Raw genomic sequence first — 12994 nt, 5'->3', positions numbered from 1 at the left:
GCATGAATTATAAAAAAATGATTCCGTATGCAATAACAATCATTGTTTTTGCAATTATTTCACTATTGTATTTTAATCCGGTTTTAAGCGGAAAACGAATAAAACAAAGCGATATTACCCAATTTATAGGGATGTCGAAAGAGGTAAAAGATTATAGAATTACCAATAACGAAGAGCCATATTGGTTAGGAAATGCTTTTAGTGGTATGCCAGCTTACCAAGTTAGTGCTTATTACCCGAATGATTTTGTGCGTTATATAGATAAAGCAATTCGCTTTTTACCAAGACCAGCAGATTACTTATTTTTATATTTCTTAGGATTTTTCTTATTACTTACAGCTTTAAAAGTAGATTGGAAACTTGCTATTTTAGGAAGTTTGTCCTTCGGGTTTTCAACATACCTAATTATTATTTTTGGGGCTGGTCACAATGCAAAAGCACATGCAATTGGGTATATGCCAATGGTAATAGCAGGAGTTTTATATGTTTTTAGAAAACGATATTTAGTCGGATTTGTAATTACAGCCTTGGCAATGGCTTTAGAGGTATACACAAATCATCCACAAATGACTTATTATTTAGGTTTTTGTTTGTTGATATTGGCAATTGTAGAATTTATAGAAGCTTTTAAAACCAAAACATTACCAGTATTTGCAAAACAAGTAGCCGTATTATTGGTTGCAATGTTTATCGGCTTGGGAGTAAATTCTACTCGATTATTATCAATGAAAGAATACGGTGATTTTAGTACGCGTGGAAAATCGGAATTAACGATTACTCCCGACGGATCACCAAAAGAAAAATCTACAGGATTAGAAAAATCGTACATTACCGAATATAGTTACGGAATTGCGGAAACTTTTAATTTGATAATTCCTCGTTTTATGGGAGGAGGAACAGTTGAAAAATTAGGAGAAGATTCTAACTTTTATCAAGTTTTAGAACAAAACGCAGGTAAAAGTGTCGCTAAAGATTATTCAAGTCAGGTATTAACCTATTGGGGAACTCAACCAATTGTTGAAGCACCAGCTTATATTGGTGCTATTTTATTTTTTTTATTCTTTTTAGGTGTTTTCTTAGTAAAAGGACGTTTGAGAAATTGGTTAGTTGCGGCTACTATTTTTTCAATTATGTTAAGTTGGGGGAAAAATTTTTCAGTTATTACAAACTTTTTTATTGATTACGTACCATTGTATAATAAGTTTAGAGCGGTTTCATCTATTCAAGTAATAGCCGAATTATGTGTGCCGTTATTAGGAATTATCGCTTTACGAGATTTCTTTTCATCAAAACCTACATCCGAAGAAAAAGAAGATGCGCTAAAAAAGGCATTTTATGTTTTAGGCGGAATTACTTTAGGTTTTGCGATATTCGGATCTAGTTTATTCGCTTTTGAAGGATTAAGAGATGGCCAATATCAAGAATTACCAACTTTAATAGATGCCTTAATTTCTGATAGAAAAACAATGCTATTTAACGATAGTGTTCGCTCATTTTTATTGATTTTAGGTGCAGCAGCTTTGTTGTGGTTTTATCTAAAAGGAAAACTAAAACAAGTTCCGGTTTTAATTATTTTAGGAAGTTTAATTGTTTTCGATTTGGTTTCGGTGGATATTAAATACGTAAATAAAGAAGATTTTACATCGGCAAGAAGAGTGTTAAAACCATTTACACCAACTAAGGCTGATAAAGATATTTTAAAAGATAAAAGTTATTATCGTGTAGCTAATTTTGCAGGTAACCCAATGCAAGATGGTCGAACATCATATTTTCATAATTCGATTGGTGGTTATCACGCCGCTAAAATGAAACGTTATCAAGAGTTATTTGATTATCAAATCGCAAAAAATAACATAAACGTATTAAATATGTTGAATACAAAATACGTTATTGTAGGTGAAGATAAGTTTCAAGAAAATACCGATGCAAACGGAAATGCTTGGTTTGTTAATACGTTAAAAATAGTAAGTTCAGCAAATGAAGAGATACTTGCTTTAGATAGTTTAAATACTAAAATATCAGCTGTAATTAATGGACGAGAGTTAAAAAGAAGTCCACAAGGATATATGGATTATAATAATATATTTAAAAAAGATTCAACAGCTACAATTTCATTAATTAAAAATAATATTACAACCTTAGTTTATAAAACAGCTACGCAAGAAAATCAGTTTGCTGTATTTTCAGAAATTTATTATAAAGATGGTTGGAATGCTTATTTAGATGGCGTTAAAACTGAACATTATCAGGTGAATTATGTACTTAGAGGTATGAATATACCAAAAGGAAAACACGAAGTTGTATTTAAGTACGAGCCAACTGTAATACGAAACGGAAATATAATTACATTATTTTGTTATGCGTTATTATTGCTAATTCCGATTGGCTGGTTTGTAATTCGCAAAAAACAGCAACAATAAATTTAGTTATAAATTTTTTAAATAAAATTAATGAAAGCATATTATCCTCAAAAAAGGTATAACCATACGATAAAATTTTTAGAGAAAGTATTACCAGCACCAGCAACTATTTTAGATTTAGGTACTAGAAATAGGTTTACAGAAATTATGGAAAATCATGGGTATACTGTGATTAATACCAAAGGAGAAGATTTAGATTTTATTACAGATGTTGTAAAAGAATACGAAGTAGACGCAGTAACATCGTTTGAGATTTTCGAACACATGTTAGCGCCATTAAATATTTTAAAAGCAATAAAAAGTACAAAGCTAATTACTACAGTTCCGTTAAAACTATGGTTCGCAAATGCCTACAGAAGTAAAACGGATGTGTGGGACAGGCATTATCATGAATTTGAAGACTGGCAATTTGATTGGTTACTAGAAAAATCGGACTGGAATATTGTTGATTCAGAAAAATGGACAAGCCCGGTTAATAAAATAGGTTTCAGACCGATATTAAGGAAATTTATCCCGAGATATTATGCTGTTTACGCAGAAAGAAAGTAGTTGTAGATGAGAATAGGAATGATATTGGATAAGGTTTTTCCGCCAGATCCTCGTGTAGAAAATGAAGCGATAGAGTTGATAAAAAAAGGGCACGAAGTGTTTTTATTTTGTTTGACTTATGGAGGAGATCAGCAGGAAGAAACGATCAACCAAATTTATGTTAAGCGATACCAATCTAATAAATTAGAATATAAATTATCTGCTTTAGCATACACCGTTCCTTTTTATTCATTTTTGATGAAAAAGAAGATTGCTGATTTTTTATCTAAAAATAAGATTGAAGCCATTCATATTCATGATATTCGAATCGCTGAAGCAGTTTTTTTAGCAAATAAAAAGCAGCAATTACCTGTGGTTTTAGATTTGCATGATAATATGCCAGAGGTGATGAAGTTTTATCCACATCTACAGAAATTTCCAGGAAAATATATCATTTCTCCTAAAAAATGGAAGCGAAAAGAAGAGGCGTTTATTAAAAAAGCTGATAAAGTAATTACTGTTTCTCAAGAGTTTGTGAATGAGTTGGTTGATAGAACTAAAATAGCTGAAAATAAAGTGGTTTTAGTACCCAATACGATTCGTAAATCTTTTTACGACTCCTTTGAACTGAATACGAGAATCATCAAAAAGTATAAAGAAAATTTTGTAATTCTTTATTTAGGAGATACCCATGTTCGTAGAGGTTTACTAACGGCAATAAGAGCTATTGCAAAATTAAAAGAACAAATTCCGACTATTAAATTGGTAATTGTTGGTGAAAATACGACCGATTACATATTAAAAGCAGAAGTTGAAAAATTAAATATTAAAGAATTTGTCGATTTTGAAGGTTGGCAAAATGTCTCGTTATTTCCGTCTTATATAAAGGCAAGTGATATTTGTATTTCGCCTTTAAAACGTAATATTCAGCACGATGTAGCATATGCAAATAAGCTGTTTCAATATATGAGTTTGGCAAAACCATTATTGGTAAGTAACGCAATTGCTCAGAAAAATTTAATTGAAAAAATTAATGGAGGTTTGGTACATGAGGCACAAAATGTAGCAGATTTCGAGGATAAAGTTTTAACGTTATATAATAATCCTACTTTAAGGGAAGAATTAGGTGAAAACGGAGAGAATTTTGTTAAAAATGAATTTACTTGGGATAAAACATCTAAAGGATTAATCGATTTATACAATAATTTATAATTTGAAAGTATTAATTATTACATATTATTGGGTTCCGGCAGGTGGTTCTGGCGTGCAGCGTTGGTTAAAATTTGTGAAATATTTACGCGATTTTAATATAGAACCTGTAGTATATACAGTTGACGAAGCCAAATATCCAATTTTAGACGAATCTTTAGCAAACGATATTCCTAAAGGTATTGAAGTAATAAAAAAAGCTATTTGGGAACCGAATGATTTTTTGTCAATATTTAAAAAGAAAGAAACTAAAACAAGTGCCGGTTTTTTAAATCCGAATCCGACTTTTTTCGGTAAAATATTACAATATATTCGCGCTAATTATTTTATTCCAGATGCAAGAAAATATTGGATAAAACCATCGGTAAAATACCTCGAAAAATACTTATCAGAAAATAAGATTGATGCAATTATTACTACAGGGCCGCCACATAGTTTACATTTAATCGGATTGCATTTAAAGAAAAAAACAAATGTAAAGTGGATTGCCGATTTTCGTGATCCTTGGACGGATATTGATTATTTTCATCAATTACCGTTAACTAAAAAGGCTATAAAAAAACACCATCAGCTAGAAAAAGAAGTGCTGAAAAATGCCGATGCAAGTTTGGTGGTTGGTAAAAAAATGAAGGCTAATTATGAGGTGTTTTCTGATAGGATACATGTGGTAACAAATGGGTATGATTCTGAAGAAAAGACTAATAATCAATCAGTTTTAGATTCTAAATTCTCCATCACACATATCGGGTTGATGAATGCAGATAGAAATCCGAAAATGTTATGGACAGCACTGGCAGAATTATCCGAAGAAAACACCGACTTTAAAAACGATTTAGAAATAAAACTGATTGGAAAACTATCTGATGATGTTGTAACAGATTTAAAGAAGTATGACTTTAAAAATGTAACACGTATAAATTATGTGCCACATAAAGAAGTACAACAGTATCAGCGAGCTTCACAAGTTTTATTATTAGCTGTAAATAATGTTCCAAGCGCTAAAGGAATTATAACAGGAAAGATTTTTGAATATTTACAAGCAAAACGTCCTATCTTAGCAATTGGTCCTGAAGATGGAGATTTAGGGGAGATTTTGGCAAAAACAAATGCAGGTACTATTGTTGATTTTGATAAGAAAGAAAAACTTAAAAAGGTAGTAAGTGATTTGTATAAAAAATACCAACAAAACTCGTTAACAGTTTCATCTGTAAATATCGAACAATACCATCGCAAAGAATTAACCAAACAATTATCAATAATACTTAAACAAGTAGTAAATTCTTGAAAAAAATAGTTACCATATTAGGGGCTCGTCCTCAGTTTGTAAAAGGAGCTGTGTTAAGCCGAGTGATACAAAAACATGGCGAAGTTGAAGAAATAATTGTACATACAGGTCAGCATTTTGATGCCAATATGAGCGACGTTTTTTTTGATGAAATGCAAATACCGAAACCGAAGTATAATTTAAATATCAACGGTTTAAGTCACGGTGCCATGACAGGGCAGATGCTAGAAAAAATAGAAGAAATTTTAGTTGTTGAAAAACCAGATGCTGTTATAGTGTATGGAGATACAAACTCTACACTTGCAGGTGCTTTAGCTGCAAAGAAATTACATATAAAAGTGATGCATGTTGAAGCTGGTTTGCGTTCTTTTAATATGCAAATGCCTGAAGAGGTGAATCGTATTGTAACGGATAGAATTGCTAATTTATTAAGCTGCCCTACACAGGTTGCTATGGATAATTTAGAAAAAGAGGGTTTTAATAATTTAGATATTAAGATAGAACAGCATGGAGACATCATGAAAGATGCTGTTGAGTTTTACGGTAAGTTTTCAGAAGAAAAATCGACTATTATAAGCGAGTTAAACTTAACAGAAAACGAATTTGTTTTAGCAACTATTCATCGTCAGGAAAATACAGATTTTAAAGAGAAATTAACCGAAGTGTTTTCAGCTTTAGAAACCATAAATAAAACAAAAAAAGTAATATTACCACTACATCCTCGAACTAAAAAAACGTTAGCGGAGTATAACTTACAACCTAATATTACTTTTATAGATCCTGTTGGCTATTTTGATATGTTAGAGTTGTTAAAAAAATGTAGTTTGGTGGTTACCGATAGTGGTGGACTTCAAAAAGAGGCGTTTTTTAATAAAAAAAACTGCATTATTGTAAGAGAAGAAACCGAATGGACAGAATTGGTAGCTTGTAAATATGCTGTAATTACAGGAACCCATCCGAAGAAAATGACGAGTGCTTTCAGTGAGTTTTTAAATTCAGAAATGACATTTAAAGAACCGTTATACGGCAATAATGTTGGAGATAAAATATACAAATCAATCATAAAATTAATTCAAGAATAAATTGGGAATCGTACTAAGACAGTCGCTAAAAAACACCATTATAATCTATCTAGGGTTTTTAATTGGTGGAATTAATACATTGGTTTTATACACACGTTTTTTAAAGGATGAGTATTACGGATTAACAATGTATGTTTTTTCGGCTTCTAATTTAATTATGCCAATTACAGCATTTGGAGTACATTTTACAATTATAAAATTTTACTCGAGCTATACTTCTAAAGTAGAAAAAGATAAATTTTTAAGTACAGTACTATTTTTACCACTGCTAATAGCAATACCAATAGGTTTCTTTTGGAGTTATTTTCATGATTGGATTATGGATTTTGTAGCAAAAAGTAATTCAAAAGAAAATTTAATTATCGAAAACTACACGATTTATATATACATCGTTGCGGTTTCATGTGCGTATTTTGAAGTATTTTATTCGTGGGCAAAGGTACAAATGCAATCCGTTTTTGGTAATGTATTAAAAGAGCTCTACAATAGGGCAGCGGTTATGTTATTGTTAGTTGCGGTTTATTTAAATGTAATTACCAAACAAGAGTTCTTGTACTATATCTCGTTTGCATATATTTTAAGAACAATTCTTATGATGTTGTATGCTTTTAAGTTGTATACGCCAAAGCTTAGTTTTACGTTGCCAGATAACTTTAATGAAGTGCTTCGTTACACTTTTTATATTATTCTAGCAGGAAGTGCTGGTGCTATTATTTTAGATATTGATAAAGTAATGATACCAGGTAAAGATGGGTTTGCTACGGCAGCTTATTATGGAGTTGCGGTGTTTATAGGATCGTTTATAGAAGCGCCAAGTAGAGCTATGGGGCAAATATTACAACCGCTTACCTCTAAATCTATCAATGAAGATAATGATATAGAAACTAGGAGTTTGTATAAAAAAAGTTCGATTAATTTATTATTAGTAGGCGGTTTGTTTTTTATACTAGTAAATTGTAATGTAGACGAACTATTTAAACTAATGCCTAATAAAAATTATGCCGCAGGTGGTGGGTTAGTTGTTTTGTTAATTTCTATCGCAAAGTTATTTTTAATGTCTTTAGGTAACAATGGTGCTATTATTCAAAATTCAAAGTTTTATAGAATCACTTTACCAGTTGGAGTTGGTATGGCTTTGTCGGTATATTTCTTAAACACTTATTTTTATACCTATTTAAATATGGGAACCGAAGGGTTAGCATTGGCTACTTTAATTACTGTTTTAGTATTTAATATCTTTAAAGTATGGTTTGTAGGACAAAAGTTTAAGATGATTCCTTTTACCCAAAAAACACTTTTAATGGTATTTATAATTGCCATATTGTTTTTAGGATTTTATTTCTGGAATTTTAATATCCCTGAGATTTTTATCAAAGAGTTTCCAATTCATCCAATAATAAATATCATCTTAAAAAGTATTTTAATTGTTGTAGTGTATGTATTTGTGGTAATTAAACTAGCAGTATCAGAGCAAATGAATAATTTAGTAGGTAAGTATATAAAATAAAAAAGACTCATACACATAAGGGAATAAGTCTTTTATTAGGGGAATGAAAAACAAATAATTTAGGGGGATTATTTATACTACAAAGATATACGATGTTTTTAATAGTCTGATAAACATAGTTTTATAAATTTATTTTAACACAGTCAAAGTCAAAACGTTTATTAAAAATTATTTTTAATAGATGTTTTAGCATAAAATAGCGGTAACTTAAACCTATTTTGCAATTTGATTAAAGTTTGTTAATTGGAGTAAATTTGCTGGATGATACTCTAGTATATTTGTATAGAGAATCAAATACAAGTACTTAAAAACTATTCTCTATATAGTTTTATTTGATTTCGACTGTGCCAAATTTTACAAAAAAATACTCAATCTGATATTTTAGGTATATCAAAATTGCATAAAACATTTTAATTTTAAACCAAGTTTATAAGCGTAATTACTAAAACGCTAAGTACATAATATGATTAGGATTTGAATGGCTTGCTGATATTTGAAAATCAGTTTCTCCTACTATTGTAAAGCCAACTTTTTTATAAAACTGAATCGCTTTTTTGTTCTCTACCCAAACGTTTAACCAAATTCCTGACTGGTTATTTTCCTTACATAAGGCTACATTAAAATCGAATAATTTTTTACCGAGCCCTAAACCATAAAATTCCTCAAGTAAATACAATCTACTCATATAAGTGATGTTTTTAGCGGTAACATCTTTACAGGTTTTATTGAAAATTATTTTTGAATACCCAGCAGTTTGGCTTTCATATTCGAGTAAATAATATTCATTTTCTGGAGTTTCTAATTCTTCTATAAAGTCGCTTTCTTTAAAGTTATTAGCGATATAAGCATCCATATCTTTAGGCGGAGCAGAATGACCATGTGCAGTTAAAAAAGAAGGAACACTAATTTTAGAAAAAAGTTTTGCTTGTGAGGTGTTTGCTTTTGTTATTTTAATGATTTCTATTTTTTTAAGATTATACAAAGTATTCTGATATTATTCTTGCAGTTCTTCTAGCATATCTAAATAAACATCTTCAACATGTTCACGAGCCCAGCGAGTTCTTCTTAAAAAACCTAAACTCGATTTCATGGTAGGGTTGTACCTAAAACATCGAATATTTACACGTTCTGCCAAGCTTTCCCAACCATAATAATCAACTAAACGTTCTAGAAGTTGTGCAAGTTTAACACCATGTAGTGGATTGTTAAGTTGCTCTTCAGTAGCTTGCCTTCTATTTTGTCTAGAAGGATTTTCTTTATTTAATTGTTCGTTAGTTTTTGGTTTAAAAAAGGTGTTTACAATACTTTTAGATTGTGTTTGATTATTTTCTGTATCTATCACTTGTGTTTTTATCTTAATACTTAGCAACAAAAATATAAACTTACATCAGTAATTAAATCAATTTGATACAGTTTTTTAGATGATGTACAAAAAAACCTCCTTGAAAAAACAAAGAGGTTTTGTAATATTTAAAGTAATAGAATTACTTATTTAATAAGCTCATAAGAACGCTTAATAAAGTTGGTTAAATCTTCACCATGTAAAAGGTTTTGAGATAATTTGGCTAAATCGAAAGCTTGCGTAATTAAGTCTTTTTTCTTGTCTTCATCAGCATTTAAAATTTCAGAAACTAATGGGTGATTTGTATTTACAACTAAGTTATACATTTCAGGTAAATTACCCATTCCCATCATTCCACCTCCACCACCAGAAGCTTGCATTTCTTTCATACGACGCATAAATTCTGGTACAGTAATTAAGAAAGGAGAAGAAGAAGAATCCATAGATTCTAATTGAACAGTATATGTTTGAGATGCAATTACACCTTCAATAACTGGTTTTAATGTTTCTTTTTCTTCATCAGTTAATTTAGAAATAACAGCTTCGTCTTTCTTAATTAAATTATCAATAAAATCAGAATCTACACGTACAAACTGAACTTTTGTTTCGCCTGAAGTTTCTAATTTTTGCATTAAATGTGATACAATTGGAGAATCTAATAAAAGAACTTCATATCCTTTAGCAGTTGCTTCTTGAATATAACTGTGCTGAGCTTCTTTGTTAGAGGCATATAAAATTATGTGATTTCCATCTTTATCAGTCTGAGCGTCTTTTGTTTTTTCAATTAGCTCATCAAAAGTAAAATAAGTATCAGCAACGGTTGGGTATAAAGCAAATTTCTTAGCTTTATCAAAGAATTTATCTTCTGATAACATTCCGTATTCGATAATTACTTTAATGTCGTTCCATTTTTGTTCAAAATCAGCACGATCTTTTTTGTATAAAGAAGCTAGTTTGTCGGCAACCTTTTTAGTAATATAACCAGATATTTTCTTTACAGCTCCGTCTGCTTGTAAGCCTGAACGAGAAACGTTTAAAGGAATGTCTGGCGAATCGATAACACCTTTTAACATTTGTAAAAAGTCAGGTACAATACCCTCTACGTTATCGGTTACAAAAACTTGGTTTTGATATAACTGAATTTTATCTTTTTGCATATCTAAGTTTTGTGATAACTTAGGGAAGAATAAAATACCTGTTAAATTAAATGGGTAATCAACATTTAAATGAATATGAAACAAAGATTCTTCAAATTGCATTGGATACAATTCTCTGTAGAAGTTTGTATAATCTTCATCATTTAAATCTGCAGGAGCTTTTGTCCAAGCAGGGTTTGTATTGTTGATAATATTATCAACTTCAATTTGTTTGTGAGGTTCAGTAGTTTCTTTACCATCCGCATCAGTTGTTGTTTGTGGTGTAAACTCAGGGTCGTTTACTTGCTTAGTTCCAAATTTAATTGGCACTTGATTAAAACGATTGTATTTGTTAAGTAAACCACCAATTTTAGCTTCTTCTAAAAAGTCTAAAGAGTCTTCAGCAACATGTAAAATAATTTCTGTACCTCTATCAGATTTATCATGAGCTTCTAAAGTAAATTCAGGCGATCCATCACAAGTCCAATGTGCAGCTGGTTCGTCTTTAAAAGATTTTGTGATTAACTCAACTTTATCAGCAACCATAAAAGCAGAATAAAAACCTAAACCAAAGTGCCCAATTACACCGGTTTCGTTTTTACCATCTTCATATTTATTTAAGAACTCTTCAGCTCCAGAAAAGGCAATTTGGTTAATATATTTTTCTACTTCATCAGCAGTCATACCTAAACCTTGGTCTTTAATGGTTATGGTTTTAGCTTCTTTATTAATACTAATTTCAATTTTAGCATCACCTAATTCGGTTTTTGCTTCACCAATAGCAATTAAGTGTTTTAATTTTGTAGTTGCATCTGTTCCGTTAGATATTAACTCACGTAAAAATATTTCGTGATCAGAATACAAGAATTTTTTAATCAGTGGAAATATATTTTCTACCGATACATTAATACTTCCTTTGCTCATAATTATATATTTTGTTTGATATTATTTTCTAGAAAGTTAAATAGTCAAAAAAAATACCAAAAGAAGTTTTGTGACAAGATGACATAAAAAAAAACGATAACAGCATTGTTATCGTTTTCTTATAATGCATTTAAAAGTTTAAATGTTTCGTAACATTTCTGTTTTGTTTTTATTTTTCCAAGTGCCTCCTGTAAAGTCAGGTACCTTTACAGAACTACTGTTTTGAGCCACAGATAGTTCTGAAAGCGGAGTAATAGCACTCCATAACACACTGTCATATACATTTATATCTAGCGGTAAACCTTGGTTTAGGCATTTAATTAAACGGTAAATCATTACAAAATCCATACCTCCATGGCCAACAGAATTATCTGATATTTGCGCTTTTAATTTACTCCAAAGAGGATGGTTGTATTTTTCACGGTACTCATCATATTGCTCTTTTTTTAACCAGTTATGCCCCCACCAAGCTAATTCATCATCATTAATATATAATTTAGATGGATAACCTTCGTGAACAGCTTTTGTACCCACTACAGTATTTAAACGATTGTAAGGTCTACCTGTATGTACATCAAATTGCAGCATGATGGTTTTGCCAAGTTTGGTTTTAATCATGGTGGTATTCATATCACCACATTTTATGTTTGAAAACTTATCAACTCCGCTACGTTTGGCAGCATCGCTTAAACTTTTTTCTCTTGAACTCATTGATACTACATGGTCAAAAGTGTTGCCACGACCAATATCCATATACTGACTAATAGGGCCTAAGCCATGGGTAGTGTAAAAGTTACCGTCTTTGTTTAAATGATGTTTAATTCTCCATTGATCTTCATAATATTTTTCGTCTAATAAATGTTTACGTAAATCATGAATGTAAGCACCTTCAGCATGTGTTAAATCTCCAAAAACACCTTGATTTACCATATTTAATACCCATAGTTCTTCATTATTAAAACAACAGTTTTCCAGCATCATACAATGCTTTTGTGTACGTTCGGCAGTTTCAATAAGTTTCCAGCAGTCTTCTATTGTATATGCTACAGGAACTTCACAGGCAACATGTTTGCCTTTTTCCATAGCATATAATGCCATTGGTGTGTGCATTTCCCATGGAGTAGCAATGATTAATAGATCAATATCATCTCTATCTACTAATTTTTTCCATTCATCTGAATTTCCGTGGTATTCATCAGCAGTTTTTTGATGCGTTTTTTGTAAGTGTTCGTTTAATTTATCAGTTTTTTCTTTCTTTAAATCAGAAATAGCAATAATTTCAGCATTGTTGTTTTTAACTAACCAATCAAACATTTGTAGTAAAGTTTGTCCTCGATTACCGCAACCGATAATTCCTACGTTTACTTTAGCTATTTTAGGTGCTGTTAAGCTAAAAGCGGTTCCTTTTGCTGTGTTATTTAATAAATGATTTGTGTTTTCAGTAATTTCATTTTTACAAGAAATGGTGGTAGATAAACCTATAAAAGCAGCAGCTTTTGTTGATAATGATATAAAATCTTTTCTGTTCATAAACTAGGGGATTAGTGTTTGTTGTAGGGAA

The 12994-nt window shown here is 30.7% G+C and carries 10 protein-coding genes; 6 read left to right on the top strand and 4 right to left on the bottom strand.

All coding sequences use genetic code 11. The features are described 5' to 3' along the window. Positions 1-2 precede the first annotated feature (2 nt). Genes Q4586_RS10905 through Q4586_RS10880 form a run of 6 tightly spaced genes read left to right on the top strand, consistent with a single transcriptional unit; the run spans position 3 to position 8031 of the window. Positions 3-2420 carry a YfhO family protein gene (locus Q4586_RS10905; protein WP_068706123.1) on the top strand — a complete coding sequence of 806 codons (2418 nt, stop codon included), beginning with the start codon at positions 3-5 and terminating at the stop codon, positions 2418-2420. 30 nt (positions 2421-2450) lie between these two features. Beyond that, positions 2451-2969, top strand: a complete 519-nt coding sequence (locus Q4586_RS10900; protein ID WP_303528966.1) for a methyltransferase domain-containing protein — start codon at positions 2451-2453, stop codon at positions 2967-2969. A gap of 6 nt (positions 2970-2975) precedes the next feature. After that, entirely contained in the window at positions 2976-4160 is a 1185-nt protein-coding gene (locus tag Q4586_RS10895; protein ID WP_303528964.1) for a glycosyltransferase family 4 protein, read from the top strand. Between the two features lies 1 nt (position 4161). Beyond that, positions 4162-5442, top strand: a complete 1281-nt coding sequence (locus Q4586_RS10890; RefSeq protein ID WP_303528962.1) for a glycosyltransferase — start codon at positions 4162-4164, stop codon at positions 5440-5442. Then, positions 5439-6524, top strand: a complete 1086-nt coding sequence (gene wecB, locus Q4586_RS10885; RefSeq protein ID WP_303528960.1) for a non-hydrolyzing UDP-N-acetylglucosamine 2-epimerase — start codon at positions 5439-5441, stop codon at positions 6522-6524. Before Q4586_RS10890 ends, wecB begins: the two co-directional genes overlap by 4 nt. Position 6525: 1 nt before the next feature. Further along, entirely contained in the window at positions 6526-8031 is a 1506-nt protein-coding gene (locus tag Q4586_RS10880; RefSeq protein ID WP_068706131.1) for a lipopolysaccharide biosynthesis protein, read from the top strand. A 442-nt stretch (positions 8032-8473) separates the two neighbouring features. Here the strand turns inward: Q4586_RS10880 and Q4586_RS10875 are convergent, their stop codons facing one another. From Q4586_RS10875 to Q4586_RS10860, 4 genes are all read right to left on the bottom strand, one after another. After that, the gene (locus Q4586_RS10875) at positions 8474-9013 is read right to left on the bottom strand and encodes a GNAT family N-acetyltransferase (protein WP_245662357.1); all 540 of its coding nucleotides are present in this window, start codon (positions 9011-9013) and stop codon (positions 8474-8476) included. A gap of 12 nt (positions 9014-9025) precedes the next feature. Next, on the bottom strand, positions 9026-9373 hold the full coding sequence (locus Q4586_RS14015) for a VF530 family protein (RefSeq protein ID WP_338116852.1): 348 nt from the start codon (positions 9371-9373) through the stop codon (positions 9026-9028). A gap of 146 nt (positions 9374-9519) precedes the next feature. After that, positions 9520-11433 carry a molecular chaperone HtpG gene (gene htpG, locus Q4586_RS10865; protein ID WP_303528958.1) on the bottom strand — a complete coding sequence of 638 codons (1914 nt, stop codon included), beginning with the start codon at positions 11431-11433 and terminating at the stop codon, positions 9520-9522. 138 nt (positions 11434-11571) lie between these two features. Beyond that, positions 11572-12963: a Gfo/Idh/MocA family protein gene (locus Q4586_RS10860; protein ID WP_303528956.1), complete on the bottom strand. Its 1392-nt coding sequence runs from the start codon at positions 12961-12963 to the stop codon at positions 11572-11574. Positions 12964-12994 lie beyond the last annotated feature (31 nt).

Origin of the sequence: Tenacibaculum soleae, from assembly GCF_030549005.1 — a bacterium.
In the GTDB taxonomy this organism is placed as follows: Bacteria; Bacteroidota; Bacteroidia; order Flavobacteriales; family Flavobacteriaceae; genus Polaribacter; species Polaribacter soleae.
This window is presented reverse-complemented; position numbering and strand designations above follow the sequence as displayed.